The sequence below is a fragment of the Bacillus sp. FAU18 genome (assembly GCF_056033885.1).
The window spans coordinates 1,451,771-1,474,722 of sequence record NZ_JBVYHZ010000004.1 but is presented as its reverse complement, the minus strand read 5'-3'; the positions used below and the strand labels follow the sequence as shown (position 1 = coordinate 1,474,722).

The 22,952-nt window shown below is 45.8% G+C and carries 25 protein-coding genes; 19 read left to right on the top strand and 6 right to left on the bottom strand.

From position 1 onward, the window contains the following. Positions 1–229 precede the first annotated feature (229 nt). Positions 230–1,051 carry a flagellin Hag gene (hag, locus tag AC0OMU_RS18730; RefSeq protein ID WP_046340271.1) on the top strand — a complete coding sequence of 274 codons (822 nt, stop codon included), beginning with the start codon at positions 230–232 and terminating at the stop codon, positions 1,049–1,051. A 198-nt stretch (positions 1,052–1,249) separates the two neighbouring features. Here the strand turns inward: hag and AC0OMU_RS18725 are convergent, their stop codons facing one another. After that, complete coding sequence (locus AC0OMU_RS18725) at positions 1,250–1,480, bottom strand: hypothetical protein (protein WP_003235419.1); 231 nt, start codon at positions 1,478–1,480, stop codon at positions 1,250–1,252. Positions 1,481–1,697: 217 nt separating this feature from the next. Between AC0OMU_RS18725 and yvlA the strand changes: the two genes are divergently transcribed. The 5 genes from yvlA (at position 1,698) to AC0OMU_RS18700 (ending at position 7,778) form a co-directional block, all read left to right on the top strand. Then, positions 1,698–2,024, top strand: coding sequence for a protein YvlA (gene yvlA / locus AC0OMU_RS18720; protein WP_003244375.1), 327 nt, complete (start codon positions 1,698–1,700; stop codon positions 2,022–2,024). Between the two features lie 24 nt (positions 2,025–2,048). Continuing rightward, entirely contained in the window at positions 2,049–3,146 is a 1,098-nt protein-coding gene (locus tag AC0OMU_RS18715) for a DUF4097 family beta strand repeat-containing protein (RefSeq protein WP_014478112.1), read from the top strand. Between the two features lie 4 nt (positions 3,147–3,150). Further along, complete coding sequence (locus AC0OMU_RS18710) at positions 3,151–3,348, top strand: PspC domain-containing protein (protein WP_015384763.1); 198 nt, start codon at positions 3,151–3,153, stop codon at positions 3,346–3,348. A gap of 1 nt (position 3,349) precedes the next feature. Continuing rightward, positions 3,350–3,709: a phage holin family protein gene (locus AC0OMU_RS18705; RefSeq protein WP_003228066.1), complete on the top strand. Its 360-nt coding sequence runs from the start codon at positions 3,350–3,352 to the stop codon at positions 3,707–3,709. 199 nt (positions 3,710–3,908) lie between these two features. Further along, on the top strand, positions 3,909–7,778 hold the full coding sequence (locus AC0OMU_RS18700; RefSeq protein WP_046340270.1) for a lamin tail domain-containing metallophosphoesterase family protein: 3,870 nt from the start codon (positions 3,909–3,911) through the stop codon (positions 7,776–7,778). Positions 7,779–7,797: 19 nt separating this feature from the next. On the opposite strand, the gene nagR is transcribed toward AC0OMU_RS18700, so the two are convergent. From nagR to nagA, 3 genes are read right to left on the bottom strand one after another with little or no spacing between them, the layout of a single operon-like run. Beyond that, on the bottom strand, positions 7,798–8,529 hold the full coding sequence (gene nagR, locus AC0OMU_RS18695; protein WP_322839818.1) for an N-acetylglucosamine utilization transcriptional regulator NagR: 732 nt from the start codon (positions 8,527–8,529) through the stop codon (positions 7,798–7,800). A 17-nt stretch (positions 8,530–8,546) separates the two neighbouring features. Further along, the gene (gene nagB, locus AC0OMU_RS18690; protein WP_015483755.1) at positions 8,547–9,275 is read right to left on the bottom strand and encodes a glucosamine-6-phosphate deaminase; all 729 of its coding nucleotides are present in this window, start codon (positions 9,273–9,275) and stop codon (positions 8,547–8,549) included. Continuing rightward, a complete protein-coding gene (gene nagA / locus AC0OMU_RS18685) occupies positions 9,272–10,462 on the bottom strand; it encodes an N-acetylglucosamine-6-phosphate deacetylase (RefSeq protein WP_047183263.1) in 1,191 nt (396 codons plus the stop codon). The genes nagB and nagA overlap by 4 nt, the downstream gene beginning before the upstream one ends. A 181-nt stretch (positions 10,463–10,643) precedes the next feature. On the opposite strand from nagA, the gene hprK reads away from it, so the two are divergent. Genes hprK through hprF form a run of 5 tightly spaced genes read left to right on the top strand, consistent with a single transcriptional unit; the run spans position 10,644 to position 14,530 of the window. Next, the gene (gene hprK, locus AC0OMU_RS18680; protein ID WP_122894771.1) at positions 10,644–11,576 is read left to right on the top strand and encodes an HPr(Ser) kinase/phosphatase; all 933 of its coding nucleotides are present in this window, start codon (positions 10,644–10,646) and stop codon (positions 11,574–11,576) included. A gap of 13 nt (positions 11,577–11,589) precedes the next feature. Then, positions 11,590–12,399 (top strand): prolipoprotein diacylglyceryl transferase, encoded by an 810-nt coding sequence (gene lgt / locus AC0OMU_RS18675; RefSeq protein ID WP_003242661.1) that lies wholly within the window; start codon positions 11,590–11,592, stop codon positions 12,397–12,399. A gap of 23 nt (positions 12,400–12,422) precedes the next feature. Then, positions 12,423–13,361: a nucleoside recognition domain-containing protein gene (locus AC0OMU_RS18670; RefSeq protein ID WP_181220187.1), complete on the top strand. Its 939-nt coding sequence runs from the start codon at positions 12,423–12,425 to the stop codon at positions 13,359–13,361. Then, positions 13,358–14,008, top strand: coding sequence for a pyrophosphatase PpaX (ppaX, locus tag AC0OMU_RS18665; RefSeq protein ID WP_015483752.1), 651 nt, complete (start codon positions 13,358–13,360; stop codon positions 14,006–14,008). The genes AC0OMU_RS18670 and ppaX overlap by 4 nt, the downstream gene beginning before the upstream one ends. A 3-nt stretch (positions 14,009–14,011) precedes the next feature. Next, positions 14,012–14,530, top strand: coding sequence for a heptaprenylglyceryl phosphate O-acetyltransferase (gene hprF, locus AC0OMU_RS18660; protein ID WP_015384756.1), 519 nt, complete (start codon positions 14,012–14,014; stop codon positions 14,528–14,530). A gap of 19 nt (positions 14,531–14,549) precedes the next feature. Here the strand turns inward: hprF and pelC are convergent, their stop codons facing one another. Beyond that, positions 14,550–15,215 carry a pectate/pectin lyase PelC gene (pelC, locus tag AC0OMU_RS18655; RefSeq protein WP_181220186.1) on the bottom strand — a complete coding sequence of 222 codons (666 nt, stop codon included), beginning with the start codon at positions 15,213–15,215 and terminating at the stop codon, positions 14,550–14,552. Positions 15,216–15,454: 239 nt separating this feature from the next. After that, positions 15,455–16,207 (bottom strand): C39 family peptidase, encoded by a 753-nt coding sequence (locus AC0OMU_RS18650; RefSeq protein WP_144482859.1) that lies wholly within the window; start codon positions 16,205–16,207, stop codon positions 15,455–15,457. A gap of 250 nt (positions 16,208–16,457) precedes the next feature. Here AC0OMU_RS18650 and AC0OMU_RS18645 point away from each other — a divergent pair, with 250 nt between their 5' ends. From AC0OMU_RS18645 to hisIE, 8 genes are read left to right on the top strand one after another with little or no spacing between them, the layout of a single operon-like run. After that, a complete protein-coding gene (locus AC0OMU_RS18645) occupies positions 16,458–17,633 on the top strand; it encodes an ATP phosphoribosyltransferase regulatory subunit (RefSeq protein ID WP_181220185.1) in 1,176 nt (391 codons plus the stop codon). Then, complete coding sequence (gene hisG, locus AC0OMU_RS18640; RefSeq protein WP_015251138.1) at positions 17,626–18,267, top strand: ATP phosphoribosyltransferase; 642 nt, start codon at positions 17,626–17,628, stop codon at positions 18,265–18,267. The genes AC0OMU_RS18645 and hisG overlap by 8 nt, the downstream gene beginning before the upstream one ends. Continuing rightward, positions 18,264–19,547, top strand: a complete 1,284-nt coding sequence (hisD, locus tag AC0OMU_RS18635) for a histidinol dehydrogenase (protein WP_047183260.1) — start codon at positions 18,264–18,266, stop codon at positions 19,545–19,547. Before hisG ends, hisD begins: the two co-directional genes overlap by 4 nt. Beyond that, a complete protein-coding gene (gene hisB, locus AC0OMU_RS18630) occupies positions 19,544–20,128 on the top strand; it encodes an imidazoleglycerol-phosphate dehydratase HisB (protein WP_015483749.1) in 585 nt (194 codons plus the stop codon). The genes hisD and hisB overlap by 4 nt, the downstream gene beginning before the upstream one ends. Continuing rightward, complete coding sequence (gene hisH / locus AC0OMU_RS18625) at positions 20,129–20,767, top strand: imidazole glycerol phosphate synthase subunit HisH (RefSeq protein ID WP_015384751.1); 639 nt, start codon at positions 20,129–20,131, stop codon at positions 20,765–20,767. Further along, entirely contained in the window at positions 20,764–21,501 is a 738-nt protein-coding gene (gene hisA / locus AC0OMU_RS18620; RefSeq protein ID WP_015384750.1) for a 1-(5-phosphoribosyl)-5-[(5-phosphoribosylamino)methylideneamino]imidazole-4-carboxamide isomerase, read from the top strand. The genes hisH and hisA overlap by 4 nt, the downstream gene beginning before the upstream one ends. Beyond that, the gene (gene hisF / locus AC0OMU_RS18615) at positions 21,498–22,256 is read left to right on the top strand and encodes an imidazole glycerol phosphate synthase subunit HisF (RefSeq protein ID WP_015384749.1); all 759 of its coding nucleotides are present in this window, start codon (positions 21,498–21,500) and stop codon (positions 22,254–22,256) included. Before hisA ends, hisF begins: the two co-directional genes overlap by 4 nt. Continuing rightward, entirely contained in the window at positions 22,253–22,882 is a 630-nt protein-coding gene (hisIE, locus tag AC0OMU_RS18610) for a bifunctional phosphoribosyl-AMP cyclohydrolase/phosphoribosyl-ATP diphosphatase HisIE (protein WP_015483748.1), read from the top strand. The genes hisF and hisIE overlap by 4 nt, the downstream gene beginning before the upstream one ends. Positions 22,883–22,952: the final 70 nt, after the last annotated feature.

Below are 22,952 nucleotides of genomic sequence, written 5' to 3'. Positions count from 1 at the left end.
CTTTGGGAAAACGCCTAAACATTTACAAATTGCTGTCGATATATGAATTGAAAGGCGGATGAAGATTTCCAAATTAAGCAGACAAACCCTATTAAGGGGCTTAAAGGCATCCTTAAGCAATAACTGAATCTACATAGGTTAGAAGCTTTATTGGAGTCTGATACGCCAGAAATCAAAGAAAAGGAAGTCTTTGATTTCAAAAACATATACACATGGAGGTATTTTTCACATGAGAATCAACCACAATATTGCAGCGCTTAACACACTAAACCGTTTGTCTTCAAACAACAGTGCGAGCTCAAAAAACATGGAGAAACTTTCTTCTGGTCTTCGCATCAACCGTGCGGGAGATGACGCAGCGGGTCTTGCGATTTCTGAAAAAATGAGAGGACAAATCAGAGGTCTTGAAATGGCTTCTAAAAACTCTCAAGACGGTATTTCTCTTATCCAAACAGCTGAGGGTGCATTGACTGAAACCCATGCAATCCTTCAACGTATGCGTGAACTTACTGTTCAAGCAGGAAACACAGGTACACAGCAAACTGAAGATTTAACTGCAATTAAAGATGAAATGGATGCTTTAACTGAAGAGATCGATGGAATTTCTCAACGTACTGAATTTAACGGAAAAAAACTTTTAGACGGTAGTGAAACAGCAGGATTTACATTCCAAATTGGTGCAAATGCTGGCCAAAATATTAATGTTACAATTGGTAACATGGATGCAACAACTTTAGGAGTAAAAGGTATCGATGTTTCAGCAGATGATTTTAGTTTTGACACTGAGATTGTTAAAATCGATAGTGCAATTACAAGTGTTTCAAACCAACGTGCTAAACTTGGTGCGGTACAAAACCGTCTAGAGCACACAATCAATAACTTAAGCGCTTCTGGTGAAAACCTGACTGCTGCTGAGTCTCGTATTCGTGACGTTGACATGGCGAAAGAAATGAGCGATTTCACAAAAAACAACATTCTTTCTCAAGCTTCTCAAGCGATGCTTGCTCAAGCAAACCAACAGCCGCAAAACGTGCTTCAATTGTTACGTTAATTTTGAACGGCTATCTCTTTCTGTTAGTTACAGCTTGCCGACAGAGTCCATTAACTGGATGTGCCGGCAGGCTTTTTTTGTTACAATCATTTTGTGACAGCCAGGGAATCACTTGTTTTTTCAAAACAAAAAAGGCAAGATATTGTCATCTAACCTTTAACTTTGTTTCAGTTATAATGAATGATATGTTTTCCGCAATTACAAAGTCTTCTTATACAGCTGCTTACTTACACTCATTAAATCTTGAACAATATGCGTGTTGCTGCTGTCGAGCAGCACTTTTATATATTGGATATCGTGAGAGATCGGGAAGGGTCCGTGAATCTGCTCAAGCTCGGCGATCATTTCACGATTCATTCTTTTTTGTTCATGAATCAGCTTTAACACTGATTCTTGTGTTACTGTATAGTCACTGGGATCTTTCTCCATTGCTTGTCCAGCCTCCTTGGTTGCCGTAAGCTTTTTACATATTGTAATCGGTATAGCCGGAAGATTCTACTTCTAAAACTTTTTAAAATCCAATTTCCGTAAATCGGAGCATGTCTAAAGAATGAATTTGAAACCTGAAGAGATTTTAAACGTATAAATAAGTAAAACGTCCCTGATCTTTTGTCATGGACAATCTACAATAGGAGTGTGGAATGAATTGAACCGTAATCAAGCTATTATTGCATCACTTTGTTATTTCAGTGTGTTCATTGCGCCAATCATTGTGCCGATTGTCGCTTATTTTGTTGTAAATGAGAAAGAAACAAAACGCCATGCGATACGCTCTCTTATTTCTCACATTGTTCCGTTTGTCGGCTGGCTGTTCCTTTTTATTGCTTTACTTGGCGGAGCCGTTGCGATTGATGGAGACAGCTTGCTTCCTGTATTTGTAATCATTGGGGGAGCGGTTATTTATTTCTTAGTTGTCATTGGCATTATCATTTGGAATGTGATTCAGGGCATTAAGGTCCTGCGTGCAGCATAAGTAGACAATGGGGAGGAGATCGTAATGAAGCAAGAAAAGGAACGAATCCTTAAGCTTGTTGAGGAAGGAAAGCTTACAGCACAAGAAGCTTTGACACTGATTGAAAAGCTTGACAGCGACTACAAGGAAAAAGAAGAGAAAATCACAGCGCTCTCAGTTCACGTTCATGACGAGGAAGAGCCATTTACAACGGCAAAAAAAGAAAGCGGCAAGCCGTCTTTAGGAGCCAAGCTGTTTGACTGGATTGATTCTGCTGTGAAAAAGGTCAAGGAAGTTGACCTTGATTTAAACTTTGGCCATGCGTATGATGTTCAGCACATTTTTCAATTTAAAGATACTGACTTTTCCAGTGTTGAGCTTCAAATTGCCAATGGCAGCGTGAATATCGTCCCTTGGGAAGATGACGATATCAGAGCGGAATGCCAGGCGAAGGTATATCGCGCTGACAGCCAGGATGCGGCGAGACACGCATTTCTTCAGCATATTGAATGTGAAATCAAAGGTAATAAATTTTTTATCCGTACTGAGAAAAAGACGATGAAAACGAATGTCACTTTGTATATTCCTCAGAAGGAGTATGATAAGATTCGAGTGAAGCTGTTTAACGGTCCGGTCAGAGGGGAACATTTACATGTAAAAGAGTTCTCAGCGAAAACGACAAACGGCGTGTTGTCGTTCTCGCACTTAACAGCCGAAAAAGCCATAGCTGAAACGGCCAACGGGCAAATTAAGCTCGCCAGCCACAGCTGCGGAACGATAGAAGCGGAAACCATTAACGGATTGATCGATCTCCGAGGGAAAAGCGAATCCATTGACGTTCAGAGCTTTAACGGAAATATTGCGATTAACGTTACAGAATCGGACTGCCGCTCCATTTATGCAAAAACAACGACTGGAAGTGTGGAGCTTGCGATTCCGGACGATCTCGCAGTGAAGGCAGAGCTGAAAAGCAATCTTGGTTCGCTGTCCCATGAATTAATGGATGTTGAGATGCTGAAGGAAAAAAATGATACCATTCAAAAAGAAATGATGTTCACTTCAAATCAGGCACATGATCAAAACATCACCGTCTTCTCAGAATCACTAACAGGCGCCATCAAACTAAAGTACTCACAGAGGTGATCGAATGAATAAGCTTTATCGCTCAGAAAAAAATAAGAAAATCGCCGGTGTTATCGGAGGTCTCGCGGAATATTTCAATTGGGACGCATCACTCCTCAGAGTCATAACTGTCATCTTAGCCATTATGACAAGTGTCTTCCCGGTTTTGCTCATTTATATCATTTGGATTTTTATCGTCCCGTCAGAAAGGGATATGAAATGACATGGTAAAATGGGCAGTCAGCATTTTAGTCAATGCATTGTTATTAATCGTCATTGATGGATATATTGACTCCATCCATATCAGCAGCATTGGGGCAGCGATTATCGCCAGCCTCATTTTATCGATCTTAAACGTGCTGATTAAACCGCTTTTAATTATCTTTACACTGCCGGTCACCATGGTGACGCTTGGACTCTTCTTGTTTGTGATTAACGCCATCACGCTTATGATGACCGCGTCCATTATGGGTGACAGTTTTCAAATCGACGGCTTCGGCACAGCGATATGGGCATCCGTTATCCTGTCGGTCTTCCATTTGCTGATTCAAAAAGGCATTTTAGAGCCTCTTAGAAAAAAATAAAAAAAGCTGCCCGCAAAGGCAGCTTTTTTACATGTTCTGCAGCCTCCTTAAAAAATTGTGAAGTGAAGTGTTCGCTTTTTGTCAGCAGTCCCGCGTATATGTCGTATACCATCTGCTTTGTCAGATTGGATATTGTTTAAAAATGAACTCATAAGCTTCCCTGTTCAGACGCAAAATACATGAAAAGGGAGGTGCTTTGATGAGGAAATACACGGTTATTGCTTCTATATTACTGTCTTTTCTTTCCGTTTTGTCTGGCGGCCATCATGAATCGAAAGCTTTTCCTGTTGTACAGCAGGAACTATTTCAAACGCCTCATTACATACCCTTGCTTGAAAATCCTCCTCAAATTGATGTGAAAGCTGAAATGAGAAACAATCTAATGATTGAGGCTCAAGTTCGCGATAATTCGTATCAAGCATTTTCCGCCTTTCTTTTTTATAAACAAAGTAATGAGCTGGGCTACAAAATGGTGCCGATGGACCCAACCCCCGGAGCGGTCCGCAAGTTTTTGGCACAAATTCCGAAACGTTTGATTTGGAACAGCGAGCTTGAGTATTACATTGTGATGTCGAATGGGAAGCAGCGGGTGAAGTCGGAGACGAAGAAACTGAAGCTTGAAGGATACCAGGCTGACCTTGCCCATATTCCGGAGCTTCTGATCACAGAGCTGGCGGTTGATACGAAGAACATAGGACGCGCAGACGGTTATGAATTTATTGAGATTTTTAATACGACTGACAGAACGATTGATTTTAAAGACTACCATATCCGTTACCGCTACCCAAAAGAAGGGCCTGACTCCGATCTGATTTGGAGGCCTGATGAAAGGATCTTGATACCATCCGGCGAAACGTTTGTCGTCTGGCTGAAGCCTGCCGGGCATCCAGAATTGACGTCAGAGGATTTCAATCGTTATTATCAGACACAACTAAAAGAAGGAAAAAATCTCGCGGTGATAGACGAGACAGAGGGTATGGCCAATACGAGGCCGCGGGCCGTTGTGATATCAACGAATACAGGAAAGGACATTTCGGTTGCGCATTATCGGAAACATGCGCTGCGCCGGCTGTCATCAGTGCTTTATAAGTATCCGCTGAACGGAACCGCAGAACTTCTGAACATTTCAATCGGGGAAAAGAATCCGTCTCCTGGAACCGTATTACAGGCACAGGTGCCCGAGCAGAAACGGAAAATCAAGCTCGATAAAGAAAAGCCGGTCATTGAGGATTTGACTGACCGCAAGCCTGTCCGCCCTGCTGAAAGCATTGAGCTGCGGGCTGACATACGGGACCGAAGTCTAGTGAAAACAGCGGCCTTTTACTACCGGACGGATGAGAACAAACCGTTTAAGCGAATTCTTGCTGAAAAAGACCGCAACGATAATCTCTACCATTATATTGTGTATTCGCCTGAATTGATCGGGAAGGATCAGCTAGAGTATTATGTGGCGGCCGGGGACGGGATCAATGAAGCGAGAACGCCGGTCAAAATGATTGATATTAAACAAACAAGCAAGTCGCACGGCCTGCGGATGAATATTGAAAACAGAGACACGCTGTCGGGAACTCAGTTTCTCAAAGCCACGACAGAAGGGCGAGCTGACCGCATTAAGCTATGGGTTGACGGGAAAAAACAAGTGACAGAGCCCGCGATGGAAAAAGAAGTATATTTTGCATTCGATACGAGGAAAACGAACCTTTATTTTAAAAACGCGGTAACGATGGAAGGCAAAGTGCTGAAGGTGTTCGATGATACAACAAATAAATACCGCACCTATTCTGTTCCATTGCCAGAGACACTGCTTCGGAAAGGGAAGCAGCTGCAGCGTATTACAATACGATCGGGTTCGAAGGTGTCTCCGTTTGATACGGCTGAAAACCGTGATGACTTCTTAGTCAAAAACGCCCGATTGGTGTTATCGGATGGAACGGTGATCAGGGATCAGAGGGTGTCCCCTGAGAAGGAACTTTTTATTGGCGATAATCAGCGCTCGAATAAAAGCTGGCAATTCCAGTTCAATCTGCCTGACGGACTGTTTACATCACAGCTGCTGGAGTGGGATACATCAAAGCTTTCTGAAGGCGCTCACCATATTCAAGCAAGCGACGGCAAGGAAAATGTCAGCCTGGTTGTACGGGTAGATAATTCAGGACCTCACATTGAGCCGAATATCACCGAGGGGCAAACGTATAAAGGAAACCTTATTCTGCAGGCGGATATGTATGATAAATGGAGCAAAATTGAGGAAGCGGAAGCGTCTTTAGATGGAGAAAGCGTTACACTCCCATATCATACGTCATCTTCTGACCTTTTGCCGGGAAAACATTCTCTAAAAGTGACAGCAACGGATCTCGCGGGCAATAAAACAGTGATTGAGAGGATATTTAAAACCGAACGAGAGCATCCGGACCAGCCGGAGGTTATAGACAGCGAAGCCGACACGCATAAGGCCAAGCTTTCTGTACGGGTGAAAGATCCGACGAATGATGCCATGGATGTTGGTTTTTATAGGGGATTTCAATATACAGCGCGCAATCATGTGAAAATATTTAAGCACGCGTCACTGACTGAACCGCCGAAAAGCTTTGTGCCGGAAAGGGAGACCCCATTTACGAATAAAGAATTGGAGCGGGTATCAGCTGTTGATGGAAAAACAGTATCGACAGAAAACAAAGAGCTTTTCCCTTATCATCGCTTTGAAGTGACGGTTGATCCATCAATTGATGAGAATGATCTGGCTGAAGCAGTCTGGAAGGGCAGTTCTTTGCCGGGGAGAAAGGTGACGATGTATGCTTGGAATTATCGGACAAACGAATGGCAGCCAGTTGACAGCTTCGTCGCGAAGGATGACAAACCGTTTACGCTGAAAGCGTCTGTGATTGCCGCCGATTTTGTACGGGAGTCGAAAATGAATGTGATTGTACAGGATGAAATTCCCCCTGCGAAGGATATGTACACATTTGTCTGGATGTCTGATACACAGTATTACGCCGAAAGCTATCCGCATATTTTTGATAAACAGACCGAATGGATAAAAGATAATCAAAAGCAGCTCAATATCAAATATGTGTTCCACACGGGTGATATTGTAGATGATTCCGCTGATATCAGACAGTGGAAAAACGCTGATCGGTCAATGTCCGTTCTGGATAAGAGCGGAATTCCTTACGGCGTGCTGGCCGGCAACCACGATGTCGGGCATAAGGACGGCTCCTACAGGGCGTTTGGCAAATATTTTGGCAGCGATCGTTTTGATAAAAAATTGCATTATGGCGGTTCCTATAAAAACAACCGCGGACATTATGACCTGATTTCTAGCAACGGCAATGATTATATCATGCTGTACATGGGATGGGGCATTACGGATGAAGACATCGCGTGGATGAATCAGGTGTTGAAGAAACACCCTGACCGGATGGCAATTTTAGCTTTTCATGAGTATTTGCTGGTCAGCGGAAACAGAAGCCCAATCGGAGAGAAAATATTCAAAGAAATCGTAAAGCCGAACCCGAATGTCGTGATGGTGTTGAGCGGGCATTATCATAGTGCGATGAGAAAAACAGATGAGCTGGATGATGATGGTGATGGGAAACCGGATCGTCTTGTGCATCAAATGCTGGCCGATTATCAGGGCGGGCCAGAAGGCGGTCAAGGGTATTTGCGTTTGCTTCAATTTGACCAGACCAATGACATGGTGCACGTATCGACGTATTCTCCGTATGTAAAGGATAAGAATTACTATGATACGGATATCTATGGCAACAAGGATGAATTTTCCCTTTCGCTTGATTTGAAGCCAAGAATCAAAAAGGTGGAAACGGATTATTTTGAATGTAACGTATATACCAATGAAGAGCTCGGAAAACGGGAGCAAGTGAAGAGCGGGGATACAGCTGAATTCCGCTGGGATCATCTTGAACCGCAGTCTGTTTATTATTGGTACATTATAGTGGAAGACAGTTTTAACGGCAAAACGAAATCACCGATCTGGAAGTTCAAGACGAAAAAAGAAACATATCGTCCGGCACCAGACCAGTTTGATTTTCGCCATGTCTCCAATCCTTAAAAAGGGTTGGAGGCTTTTTTTATGAAAGACGATCCATATAGTGGACAAATGTATAACGGTCGCCTCTGTATACGGATTTTGCATGCTCAAAAGCAGTTCCGTTCTGCAGATATGTTGTTCGTTTGATTAATAGGACCGGCGCTCCCTTTTGAATACCAAGAATGTTCGCTTCTTCCGTGGTGGCAGCGCTTGGCTCAAGCTCCTGTTTTGCACGGGAAATCGGTATGCTGTTGTACCTTTCAATATGATCATAGATCGACGACTGAAAATGCGATTCGTTCAATTCACCCGCAAGCTCAAGCGGAATATGTGAGGACTCAATCGCCATTGGAATATCATTTGCCAGCCGCACCCGAGTGATTTTATGGATAGAGGAGGGGTGCCCGCAGCCTAATATAGCCGCGAGCTCCTCAGTTGAATCAATAAGCTGATAATCAATGAGCCTGCTGCCCGGTGTCATCCCGCGGCTTTTCATATCCTCGGTAAAGCTTGTCAGCCCTTGAAGTGCTTGTTCCATTTTTGGCTTGCTGACAAAGGTGCCCCGCCCTTTCAGGCGATAGAGCAAGCCTTCATTAACTAAATTAGAAAGCGCCTGGCGAACTGTCATCCGGCTGATCCCGAATTGTTCGGCATATTCGCGCTCCGAAGGAAGAGGCATATCCGGCTGCAGCTCTCCGCTCTTAATTTGTTTTTTTAATTGCTCCATAATCTGATAATAAATTGGAATAGGCGATTGTTTATTGATATTCATAAGTCAGCATGTTCCTTTCAAGGTCTTAATGACGCGGCTTCACGATCAATCAAAACCGTAACATCGGAATGCAGGTGCAAAGCAGATGCGGGAAAATCTTCGCTTATGTTTCCTTCTAACAGCTTACGAACAGCTTCCGCTTTGCTTTTTCCAGAAATAAGCAGCAGAATGCGCTTGCTTGAGAGTATCGTTTGAATTCCCATTGTGAGCGCTTTTTTCGGCACGCTGTCTATAGAAGGAAAATATCTGGCATTCGCTTGGCGGGTTTGCTCATTTAATGTCACAACATGAGTTCGCGACTTGAAAGACGTTCCCGGTTCGTTAAAGCCGATGTGTCCGTTTCGGCCGATGCCGAGAACCTGAATGTCAGTGCCGCCGAGGGACTCGACTAGCTGTTCATACCGTCTGCATTCGGCTTCCAAATCGTCTGCATTTCCATTCGGAATAAAATGCCGGCTAGGCTTGCTATCGATATGCTGAAATAAACGGTCATTCATATAGAAGTGATAGCTGTTCGGGTCATCGCTTGAAAGTCCGGCGTACTCATCCAAATTAACTGTAGTGACGTTTTGAAATGAGAGATTCTCAGTTTGGTGCAGGCGGATCAGCTCGCGATACGTGCCTTCCGGTGTGCCGCCCGTCGCTAACCCGAGAACGGCATCAGGTTTTTCTTTGATTGTATCTGCCGTTATTCTGGCTGCTTTTTGGCTTAGCTCTTCATATGTTTGACATTCCATTACTTTCATATCTGGTCAGCCTCCTTGGATATAAATGCAATGTTTCCGCGGCAAATGGTGAGAATCACCTCGCAATCACTGCTGACAATCACCAAATCTGCATCTTTTCCCACAGTCACACTGCCTTTTCGGTCAAAGATGCCCAGCTGTTTGGCCGCGTTTGCAGAAGTTATATTAGCTATATCCGTCCAAGAGCAATTTGTAAACTCACGCATATGCCGTGCGCCTTCGTTCATTTTGAGGATCGAACCGGCAAGGGTTCCGTCTGAAAGAAGAGCTGTTCGTCCTCTTACCGTCACACTTTGGCCGCCGAACTCATATACGCCGTCTTTCAGGCCTTTTGCCCTCATGGAATCGGTAATTAAAATGAGCTTGCTGCTGCCTTTCGCCAAAAAAGCAAGCTTTGCAGCTAAAGGATGGGAGTGAATGCCATCGGCGATAAGCTCTGTCACAAACCCATCATGGGCCAGCGCCGTTCCGATCACTCCGGGCTCTCGGTGATGAAACGGGCTCATCGCGTTGTACAGATGAGTCATATGGCTCGCCCCTGCTTTTGCGGCATCCGACAGCAATGCGGAATCGGCATCCGTGTGCCCCATGGACGCGATAATCGATTCGTCTTTCAAATGGCGGATCAGTTCAAAATGCTGATCCTCCTCCGGCGCAAGTGTAACAATTTTGATCAGTCCGCCCGCCTCCTGCTGCCACTTTTTGAAAAGCGCAACATCCGAAGGCCTAATCCACTCCTTTGGCTGCGCTCCGGCTCTTTTAGGCGAAACAAAGGGGCCCTCTAAATGAATGCCGAGCAGTTCTGCACCTAATAAAGAGGACTCTTCAGCCGCTTTCCACTCTCTTGCGTTCACCAAAGCTTGAGAAATGTTCCCATGTTCCTGGGTAATCGTTGTGGCTAAAAAGCTCGTCGTGCCTTCTTCGGGAAGTCTTGACGACATGATGTCGAGCGTGGAAAAGCTTGCATCCATCGTATCTGCGCCATAGCCGCCGTGGATATGAATGTCAATCATGCCGGGAAGCAAAACGGAATCCGCAGGTGCTTGAATTTCTTTTGAATATGGCTCCTTGGGCCGTTCTGCTGAAACTGTGCTGATTTTTCCGTCATTGATTCCGACATAGCCGTTTTTAATTACTTCATTTTCTGTCACGATCGCAATGTCTTTGATAAGAAGACTCTCTGCCATAGATGATCCGCCTTTCTGGAATTTGAATACCTTTATTTTACTCTTTTTCAGACTAGTGATCTAGACCAGCTGAGGTGTTTTCCCCCCTTTTATAAAATCTGTTTTAGGTTCAAGCCCGAAAGTGATAAAATGAAAGTATTGTGAGCAAGCTCGGGGCAGCCCGGAACAGGAGGAACATATCGTGGCAAAGGTTCGCACTAAAGACGTAATGGAACAGTTCAATTTGGAATTAATCAGCGGAGAAGAAGGAATTAACCGCCCGATTACAATGAGTGACCTATCAAGACCAGGCATTGAAATTGCCGGATATTTTACATATTACCCGAGAGAGCGCGTGCAGCTTCTCGGAAAAACAGAGCTTTCTTTCTTTGAACAGCTTCCTGAAGAGGAGAAAAAACAGCGAATGGATTCTCTGTGCACTGATGTAACACCAGCTATTATTCTTTCTAGAGATATGCCCATCCCGCAGGAGCTGATTGACGCCTCCGAGAAAAATGGGGTGCCTGTCCTCAGATCGCCGCTAAAAACGACAAGACTGTCAAGCCGTTTAACCAACTTCCTTGAGAGCAGGCTGGCGCCTACCACAGCAATTCATGGCGTTCTTGTCGATATATATGGTGTCGGCGTGCTGATCACAGGAAAAAGCGGCGTCGGAAAAAGCGAAACAGCGCTGGAGCTTGTGAAAAGAGGGCATCGCCTTGTTGCCGATGATTGCGTTGAAATACGGCAGGAGGATCAGGATACTCTTGTGGGAAACGCTCCGGAATTAATTGAGCACCTTCTTGAGATCAGGGGCCTTGGCATTATCAATGTGATGACGCTATTTGGCGCTGGCGCGGTCAGAAGCAATAAACGAATCACGATTGTCATGAATCTTGAACTCTGGGAGCAGGGCAAGCAATACGACCGGCTCGGACTTGAGGAAGAGACCATGAAAATCATTGATACAGAAATTACAAAACTGACGATTCCCGTCCGTCCAGGCCGAAATCTTGCAGTCATCATCGAAGTGGCAGCAATGAACTTCAGATTGAAGCGGATGGGGCTGAATGCCGCTGAACAATTTACCAACAAGCTGGCGGATGTCATTGAAGACGGTGAACAAGGAGAATAGGAGTTGGCGTTAAATGAATGAAGCGATAGAACCACTCAATCCGATAGCTTTTCAGTTGGGGCCGTTAGCCGTCCATTGGTACGGAATCATTATCGGTCTCGGCGCTTTGCTCGGGCTGTGGATTGCGATGAGGGAAAGTGAAAAGCGGGGGCTGCAGAAAGATACGTTTATTGATCTTGTCCTGTTTGCCATTCCAATTGCGATTATTTGCGCACGAATTTATTACGTTGCCTTTGAATGGGATTATTATGCGGCACATCCGGGAGAAATCATTAAGATTTGGAAGGGCGGCATTGCCATTCATGGCGGATTAATCGGCGCCATTTTAACGGGTTATGTGTTTTCGAGAGTGAAAAACCTTTCGTTCTGGAAGCTTGCGGATATTGCCGCGCCAAGCATTTTGCTCGGCCAGGCGATCGGCCGCTGGGGGAACTTCATGAATCAGGAAGCGCACGGCGAGGCTGTCAGCAGAGCCTTTTTAGAAAACCTGCACCTGCCTGAATTTATCATCAATCAAATGTACATCAATGGGCAATATTATCATCCTACTTTTTTATATGAATCACTATGGAGTTTTGTCGGCGTCATTGTTTTACTGCTGCTGCGCAGAGCGAATTTGCGTAGAGGCGAGATGTTCTTGATCTATATCATTTGGTATTCAATCGGAAGATACTTTATTGAAGGAATGCGGACTGACAGCTTAATGCTGACTGATTCACTTCGCATCGCTCAGGTGATTTCAATCGTATTGATTGTTTTGGCTGTGGCAGCCATCATCTTCAGACGCGTCAAGGGATACTCGAAGGAGCGGTACGCGGAGTAGACGTCAACAAAGGGGGATGAGGGATGAAGAAGATCTTTCTGGCCGGTCTTGCAGCAGGTCTTCAAACAACATGGACGCTCGGTAAAGTGATTTTCCCGGTAACGCTATTGGTCACTTTGCTTCAGCATACCCCTGTCATGGATTGGCTTGTACGGCTGATCACACCGGTAATGGGTCTCTTCGGGCTTTCTGGTGAAGCGGCCATTCCGCTTGTACTGGGAAATATGCTGAATCTGTATGCGGGAATTGCCGCGATTTTGACATTGGATTTGTCTGTAAAAGAAGTCTTTATTTTAGCTGTTATGCTTTCATTCTGTCATAACTTGATTATCGAATCGACAGTTGCCGCAAAGGTTGGTATCAGAATTGGCGTTATATTGGCGGTGCGCATCGGTTTGGCCGCTGTGGCAGCCATCGTTATCAACCTCATTTGGCATGGCGGACAGGAAACGGCGCAGTACGGTTTTATCGCTGCGAAGAGCGCGGCGCCAGACAGCTGGCTGGCAATGCTGGCAGAAGCCTTAACGAAAGCCGGACTTGGTGTTTTGCAGCTGGCGGCAATTGTCATACCGCTGATGATCATCATCCAGTTTTTAAGAGATTTAGGCTGGCTGCTTCGGTTCTCCAGGTGGCTGTCTCCGTTTACGCAGCTGCTTGGCATGAATAAAAATACGTCTATGACGATGGTGGCGGGACTGACGATTGGTCTGGCCTACGGAGCGGGTGTTATGATCAAAGCTGTTGAGGATGACGGCGTGAGCAGGCGGGATATGACATTGGCATTTATATTTCTCGTTGCCTGCCACGCGGTCGTAGAAGATACACTTGTCTTTATTCCGCTCGGCATACCGGTCTGGCCGCTTCTTTTGATTCGTGTCACCACAGCAGTTCTGCTGACAATGGCTATTGCGCACACGTGGAAAAAATGGAAACCCTCAGCGGTTGGAAAGGAAGCAATATGAGTGATAAACAAGTAACGACGATTCTGTTTGATTTAGACGGAACGCTTATTAATACGAATGAATTAATTATCGCGTCCTTTTTGCATACACTGGAGCATTATTATCCGAGCAAGTATAAACGAGAAGATGTCCTTGCATTTATCGGGCCGTCTCTTTTTGAAACTTTCTCCTCGATGGATCCTGAAAAATGCGATGATATGATCGCCATGTACAGAGCGTACAATCATGACATGCATGATTCACTCGTGACTGAATATGAAACGGTATATGAGACCCTGGATGCATTAAAAAAAGCCGGCTTTACATTAGGAATTGTGACAACAAAATTAAGAGATACTGTCAATATGGGCCTCAAGCTCACGGGAATCGGCGAATTCTTTGAAACAGTTGTCACCCTTGATGATGTGACGAATGCAAAGCCTGATCCCGAGCCTGTGCTGTTAGCGCTGAAACAGTTAGGAAGCAAGCCCGAGGAAGCCATTATGGTCGGAGATAATTACCACGATGTGCTGGCAGGCAAAAACGCCGGTACAAAAACGGCAGGAGTCGCATGGACGATTAAAGGGCCGGAAATGCTGGCGAAGCATGAGCCGGATTTTATGCTTGAGAAAATGAGTGATCTATTACAAATCGTTGGAGTGAAGTAATCTGTGAGAAAAACAGATCGTCATCCGGTCTCGGGGGCCAACTCACTGTGGCATGTCTATCAAACGGTACCTTTTTTAAAGGTCGTCAAAAATTTCATTGTCATTCAAATTGCGAGATATACGCCGTTTATAGGGATGAAAAACTGGCTGTACCGTACATTTCTGCGGATGAAGGTTGGAAAACATACATCCTTTGCCCTCATGGTGATGCCAGATATCATGTTTCCGGAAAAGATCTCAGTCGGAACAAATACAATCATCGGGTACAATACGACCATTCTGGCCCATGAGTATTTGATTCACGAATACCGGATCGGCAAAGTTCTGATCGGAGACGAAGTGATGATTGGTGCCAACACGACCATTCTGCCCGGGGTGAAAATAGGAGATGGCGCAGTTGTGTCCGCCGGAACGCTTGTCCATAAGGATGTGCCTGACGGGGCATTTGTCGGCGGAAATCCGATGAGGATCATCTATACGAAGGAAGAAATGCAAGAAAGATTGAAAAAGTCCGCTGAATAAAATCAACGGACTTTTTTGGTTAAAATTGAGTGTTGTTGTTTTCGTAAATATGCTGAACACCAATCCATTTTTGACCGACATTAGAGTAGCGTGTATTTGTCATTCTGACCGTGCTTGTTTTGCTGTCCGTCCGGAATATCGCTTCCTTCATGTTTGTGATGGTGCACTTGTCGATGATCACATCAACGTGGAAGGTTGAACCGCCAAGCTGTCTAATGAACTTCCCGCCATTGTCCGCCGTGAAGTTTTTCACTGTGAATGTACTGGCTTTATTGATTTGGAATATCTTATCTGACGCTTTTTGAGCAGAACCGCCGTCGATCGTCACTTTTCCTTCCTTCTTCACCGTTAACGCATCCTCACCAACATCTTCCCATTTCACATTCTGAATGTTAACGTTTCCATAAGTGTGTACGCCATCAGCAGCAGGGGCGCCAAGCACCACATTTTTCAGGGTTGCACCATCCTCCACACGAAAAACAGGGTCTTGGTTTTCTGACTGGCTTCCGTCGCCTAATTCTTTCCCTGCCACAAGCCGCTGTCCTTTCCCGTCATATGTTGTATTTTTTGGTACGATAATTGTTTCGTGCACCACTTTGTCTGCTGCAAAAGCGGTTGATGACTGAAACTGGCTGAACACCATAACCAAACCGAACATAAATAGGATAGACACGAATTTTTTCAATGATAAATCCTCCCCGGATATCTTTCATTTTTTGCAAGAGAAGCGTCAGCGACTTGCACCGGCTTCTCTCACATAGATCGGGGCAAGGCTGAATCTGCTTTAATCATAAAAACAGATAGCCTGAAAGTAAAGACAATTCTGGATGATAAATGGAAAATGAATCGATCTTACCGATTGAAACAAAAAGCATGAATATTGTCGTATTTGCTCAGGATAGAGCATAGTGAGGCTTCAGGTGTTTACTTTTGAATAACTACGGCCTGGCTGCCCATTTGTTTCCACGCTTTTTCAAAGCTTGTTCTATCGGTTTTTCTGTTTTTATAGCCATACGGATCATTGAGATACACATATTTATCATCATATCCCGTAACGGCGACGCTGTGTTCGCTGTACGTAATCTCTATCGTTCCGTTTGGCGTTTTCCATGTCTGCATGTTGTCAACTGGCGTAAAGTTGGCTGTCGTAATAACCCAAACTGGATTGCCTTTTTCAAGCTGTTCATAAACAGCAGAAATGCTTTTTCCAGTCAGATCAGACACTTTGTCTCCCGCATAGGTTTTCGCCAGCTGATAGATCGGTCGATGGTAGACACCGAGACCAGGGCCATTCGCCATATCCCCGACAAATCCGTCATTCGGATCACCCTTTAATCCGCTGCTGTATGTCAAAGGCACTGTGGCAACCTGATTTGCCAGGGTGTTTTTTGTCACGTCGTATCCTGCGTAATTCAGCACCATCGCAAGGCTTGTTACTTCACAGCCGTTATAGAGCCGGGGTGCGTCCATTTGATTGTAAAGGATGACATCCAGCGGTTTTGCGCTTCCCTTCAGCTCCTTTTTGCTATTCGCACCTGTATCTGTATCGCTATCAGAAACCACTTTTTTAAGGCTGTTCAAAAAAGGAATATCTATATCTTTTGCATCTATTTTAAGTCCGAAAAAAATAACGCCTGAAAGAATCATCAGGACACATAGAGTTCGCAGTGTTTTCATCTTTATCTCCTTGTTCTCTATTTGATTTGTATTATAGCATGCCAAACATAAAGAATTTGAGATATTACGTACCTTTAATACATTGTTCATGATTTTTTCATAATGAGGAGAAGGATATTTGAACTAAAAAAATCCTTACTGAAGTTAAGCGTTGATTTTCACTCTTTCATCTGCTAACATATTATCATATTAGCGAACTAAAGGATTCGGAATTTTCCTTCATAAGATAACAGCGGAGGTGCTCGGGTTGATGTTTATGTTTGAAAAACCGCACGGCATGAGAGATACACTGCCCGGTTTATACGAAACGAAAAAAAAGGTGAGACGATCGTTAACCGATTTGATCAATAAATGGGGATATCAATTTATGGAAACGCCGACACTGGAGTTTTACGATACGGTTGGCGTCCAGTCAGCAATTGAAGAGCAGCAGCTGTTTAAGCTACTTGATCAGGACGGCAAGACATTGGTGCTTCGCCCGGATATGACGGGGCCGATTGCAAGGGTGGCGGCATCGAAGCTTCTGAAACACGGTCATCCGCTAAGAGTCGGCTATTCGGCAAATGTATTCAGGGCTCAGGAGCGTGAAGGCGGACGTCCGGCTGAGTTTGAGCAGGTCGGAGTGGAGTTAATCGGTGACGGCACGACGAGCGCGGATGCGGAGGTCATTGCTTTAGTCGTCGGGGCATTGAAAAACGCTGGGCTGGCATCCTTTAAAATTGCCATTGGCCATGCCGGCATTGCGGATGCTTTGTTTGTTGAGGTGCTCGGGAACGTTGAACGAGCTGATGTGCTGCGGAGGTTCTTATATGAAAAGAACTACGTCGGCTACAGAGAGCATGTCAAGTCTCTCCCGCTTTCCTCCATTGATAAAAGCAGGCTGCTTGAGCTCCTTGAACTGCGGGGCGGTATAGAAGTATGCGGACGTGCAGAGGAAATCGTCGATTCTGCGCAAGGAAAAAGCGTGGTTGATGAGCTGAAGGCGCTGTGGGACATTCTTGAGGATTACGGATGTACGGAAAATGTCCGCCTAGATCTGAATATGGTCAGCCACATGAGCTATTACACAGGAATTTTATTTGAAGTGTACGCCGAGAATGTCGGTTTTGTCATTGGAAGCGGCGGCCGTTACAACAAGCTGCTGGGCCATTTTGATTCACCTGCACCGGCAACAGGCTTCGGGCTTCGGATCGACCGGCTGATTGAAGCCCTTCATATGAAAGACGAACCTTGTGATATAGACGCTGTTATTTTCAGCAAAGAGCAGCGGGCGCAAGCCATCGCTTATGCGAATGAAGAACGCATGAAAGGGAACAAAGTGGTTCTTCAAGATTTATCGGGAATAGAAAATATCGACCAGATGACAAAATCTTTTGCAAACGTCACTTATTTTATCGGTGCCAGAAAGGAAGAGCAAAATGGGTAAGTTACTCACAATGGCGATGCCAAAGGGCCGGATATTTGAAGAAGCGGCAGGGCTGCTGAGGCAGGCAGGATACAGGCTGCCTGAGGAGTTTGAAGATTCGAGAAAACTGATCATCGATGTGCCGGAGGAAAATCTCCGTTTCATATTAGCGAAGCCGATGGACGTAACCACGTATGTGGAGCATGGCGTGGCAGACGTCGGAATTGCGGGCAAGGATGTCATGCTGGAGGAGGAACGCGATGTGTATGAGGTACTGGATTTAAAAATCAGCAAATGCCACTTAGCTGTCGCCGGACTTCCGAATACAGACTGGAGCGGCGTAGCGCCAAGAATCGCGACAAAGTATCCAAATGTGGCTTCCAGTTATTTCAGAGAGCAGGGAGAACAAGTCGAGATCATTAAGCTCAACGGTTCAATTGAACTGGCTCCGCTCATTGGGCTTGCAGATCGGATAGTGGACATTGTTTCCACAGGACAGACGCTGAAAGAAAATGGGCTTGTTGAAACGGAGCACATTTGTGACATTACCTCTCGCTTTATTGTCAATCCGGTTAGCTATCGCATGAAAGACGATGTGATTGACGAAATGGCATCCCGCCTATCTCTCGTTGTGGAAGGAGAGACGGCAAAATGAAGATCAAAACCATCAGCGGAACGGAACGGCTTTCTCTCAAGCGTTCCATCGATGCCGGAACGGAAGAGCAAAGAAAGACGGTCCGGTCCATTATTGAAGATGTTAAAGCAAACGGTGATCAGGCGGTTCGCAGCTACACGGCGAAATTTGACGGCATCGAAATAGACAGCCCGCTGGTCACAAAAGAAGAATTTGAGGAGGCATACACCTCACTGGATTCACGTCTTCTTCAGGTGATTAGGCAGGCAATCGAAAATATTAGGGAATATCACGAAAGACAGCTGCAATCCTCCTGGTTTTATCACAGAAAGGACGGCACAATGCTGGGGCAGAAAGTGACGGCGCTGGATTCCGCCGGTGTATATGTGCCGGGGGGAACGGCTGCATATCCTTCATCTGTTTTGATGAATGTCATTCCGGCGCTTGTAGCGGGCGTTGAAAGAATCGTTCTCGTCACGCCTCCGGGAAAAGACGGTCTGCTGTCTCCTGGAGTTTTGGTTGCTGCAGCCGAGCTGGGCATAAAAGACATTTACAAAATGGGCGGCGCTCAGGCGATTGCAGCGTTAGCATACGGAACAGAAACCATTGAGCCGGTGGATAAAATCACGGGTCCGGGCAACATTTATGTCGCGCTTGCCAAACGAGAAGTGTTCGGCGATGTCGATATCGATATGATTGCCGGACCTAGTGAAATCGTCGTGCTGGCTGATGAAACAGCGATTCCGAGCGAAATTGCAGCCGATCTGCTGTCACAGGCGGAACACGATAAGCTCAGCTCATGTGTGTTTGTCACAGATTCCATGGCGCTGGCCGAGGCGGTTTCAGCCGAGGTAAGTAAGCAGCTGAAAACCTTGCCGCGTAGAGAAATAGCGGAAGCTTCAGTGAGAGATTACGGTTGTATATATGTGGCGGAAACAATGGTGGAAGCGATTAATACTGTCAATACACTCGCGCCAGAGCATTTAGAAATCATCACACAGTCTCCGGAAGCTTTGCTTGGGAGTATCAAACATGCGGGTGCCATTTTCTTAGGCAGATACAGTCCCGAGCCTGTCGGTGATTATTTTGCCGGACCGAACCATGTGCTTCCGACAAACGGAACAGCCAGATTTTCAAGTCCATTAAACGTAACAGATTTTCAAAAGAAATCGAGCATTATTTCTTACAGTCAATCAGCCTTTGAAGAACATGCCGAAAGCATCGCGGCTTTTGCCAGACTGGAAGGGTTAGAAGCCCATGCCAGATCAATTGAAGCGAGAGAACGGAGGATTTCTAAATGAGAAAAGCGGAACGCGTCAGGAAAACAAACGAAACAGATATTGAGCTGGCATTTACAATAGACGGCGGGGGACAAGCGGATATCAAAACAGATGTGCCGTTTATGACACATATGTTGGATTTATTCACGAAACACGGGCAATTCGATCTTTCGATTAACGCAAAGGGCGATGTTGATATAGATGATCACCACACGACCGAAGACATCGGCATCTGCTTAGGGCAGGCGCTGCTCGAAGCCTTGGGTGATAAAAAGGGAATCAAACGCTACGGATCGGCGTTTGTACCGATGGATGAGGCACTTGCTCAAGTTGTGATTGATTTAAGCAACCGGCCGCACTTAGAAATGCGCGCTGATTTCCCGGCTGCTAAAGTCGGAACTTTTGATACGGAGCTTGTACATGAATTTTTGTGGAAGCTGGCGCTAGAAGCTCGAATGAACCTGCACGTCATCGTTCATTATGGCACAAATACCCACCACATGATTGAAGCCGTTTTTAAAGCGCTGGGACGCGCGCTTGATGAAGCGGCAACGATCGATCCGCGTGTTAAAGGAATACCGTCAACGAAAGGGATGCTGTAAATGATCGGCGTAATAGATTACGGAATGGGCAATTTATACAGTGTCTCAAAGGCGCTTGAGCGTGTCGGCGTACCGTATTTTGTTTCTGAAAAGCCGGAGGAGCTGAAAGAAGCTGATGCCTTCATTTTGCCGGGAGTCGGTTCATTTGGAGACGCGATGGACAATTTGCGCCACACGAAGCTTGATCAATTGATTCACGATATGGTCTCAGAGGGAAGGCTGCTTCTCGGGATCTGCCTTGGCATGCAGCTTTTATTTGAAGAAAGCGAAGAAAACGGCACCGCTTCAGGGCTCGGGCTGCTAAAAGGTAAAGCAGTCAGGCTAAAAGCAGAAGATGAAAAAGGAAACAAGCTGAAGGTTCCGCATATGGGCTGGAATCGTCTTTCCTTTCATAACGAATCTCCGCTGCTGTCTGAAACAGAACAAGGCTACGCTTACTTTGTTCATTCTTATTACATTGACGGGATGGAAGGGGATGCGCTTCTGGCAAGCGCCGATTATGGTGTGCGAGTGCCAGCAGTAGTCGGAAAAGGGAACGTCTTCGGCGCCCAATTTCACCCGGAAAAAAGCAGCACGGTCGGCATGTCTATTTTAACCCAATTTACGAAAATGGCAGCAGAACAGAAGGTGAAAAAATGAGTGCTTTTACATTATATCCGGCAATTGATATGAGAAACGGCAAATGTGTCCGCCTTGTTCAAGGGGATTATAATAAGGAAACGATATATGGCGATTCACCGTACGACATGGCTGAGTTATTTGCGAAAGAGGGTGCCGAATGGATCCATCTCGTTGATCTCGACGGAGCCAAAGAAGGGAAAAGAGTGAATGACCGCCATGTGATTGAGATTGCGCAAAAGCTGAACCTGAAAGTCGAAATCGGCGGCGGGATCCGTTCCGAAAAAGACGTCTATGAATATTTATCAGCAGGAGTCGATCGGGTGATCCTGGGAAGCTCAGCAGTTTCTAACCCTCCGTTTGTCAAAAAAATGCTGAAACAATATGGCGAGAAAATTGCAATCGGACTGGATGCGAGAAACGGCTTTGTTTCAACAGAGGGATGGCTGGAAACATCAACCCTTAAGGCAACTGAACTGGGCAAAGAGCTAGCCAATGAAGGAGCGGAAGTCTTTATTTTTACTGACATCGCGACAGACGGAATGCTGTCAGGCCCTAATGTTAAAAGCACGGTCGAGCTTGCGAAGGAAACGGGGAAATCGGTGATCGCTTCAGGCGGAGTCAGCTCCGTCACGGATCTCGAAGCCCTCGCCCGCTATGAGGCGGACGGCGTCTCTGGAGCGATCATCGGAAAAGCGCTGTATACCAATCAGTTTACGCTTTGTGAGGCGCTTGAAAGGGTGAAGCGCAAATGATCACAAAACGGATTATTCCATGCCTTGATGTCAAAGAAGGACGCGTTGTCAAAGGAATTCAATTTCTCGAATTGAAGGATGCCGGTGACCCAGTTGAACTCGCCGAAGTGTACGACCGGGAAGGTGCGGATGAACTTGTTTTTCTTGATATCTCCGCCTCGCATGAAGGACGAAAGACGATGGTTGACGTTGTGGAGCAGGTTGCCGCGAAGCTTGCCATTCCGTTTACAGTCGGCGGCGGCATCAATCAGCTCAGCGATATGAAAACGATACTGCGTGCCGGAGCGGACAAAGTGTCGGTGAACACGGCAGCTGTTCTCCGCCCTGAGCTGATTGCAGAAGGAGCCGAGTTTTTCGGTTCTCAATGCATCGTTCTTGCCATTGATGCCAAGTATGATAAAGAATCTGACACATATAAGGTCTATACGCACGGCGGCAGAAAGAAAACAGATTGGGAAGTCACCGCGTGGGCAAAAGAAGGCGTCAAACGCGGTGCAGGAGAAATATTGCTGACAAGCATGGACTCTGATGGTGAGAAAAAAGGCTTCGACCACACGCTGACAAAGCTTGTTTCCGAAGCTGTCCCCGTCCCTGTTATCGCTTCGGGAGGCGCGGGAAACGCACAGCATATGCTTGAGGCTTTTACAAAAGGAGAAGCCGATGCCGCGCTGGCCGCCTCAATTTTTCATTATAAAGAAACATCGATTAAAGAAGTGAAATCATACTTGAAAGAGTACGGGGTGAATGTGAGATGAAACAGGCAGATGAACTGCGTTTTAACGAGGAGGGATTAATTCCTGCCATCGTGCAGGATGCGGCAAGCAAAGAAGTGCTGACACTTGCGTATATGAACAAGGAATCGTACGAAAAAACGCTGGAAACGAAGGAAACATGGTTTTACAGCCGCTCACGCCAAGCGTTATGGCATAAAGGAGAAACCTCAGGGAACACGCAAGCCGTCAAAGGTATCCGGTATGACTGCGACCAGGACGCATTGATCGTACTTGTAGAGCCGTCCGGCCCGGCATGCCACACTGGCAGCTACAGCTGTTTTACGAAGGAACAAACAGAAGAACAGGCCGCAAGCCGATTCGACATCATGAACGAACTGGAGCGCGTGATCGCGGAACGCCAAGCGGAGATGCCTGAAGGAGCTTACACCACTTACCTTTTCCGTGAAGGCGTCGATAAGATTTTGAAAAAAGTCGGAGAAGAAGCATCCGAAGTCATCATCGCCGCGAAAAATCGGGACCGCGAGGAACTCAAATGGGAAGCGGCAGACCTGCTGTATCACCTGCTTGTCCTGCTCAGAGAACAAGCCCTGCCGCTGGATGATGTGCTTGACGTATTGAAAAAACGCCATTCTGGGAAAGAAGAGTAAAGAGCCGTATGATACGGCTCTTTTTGTTTTGTGAAAAAAGTAATAGGTATTTAGAGGTATATGAGGTGTT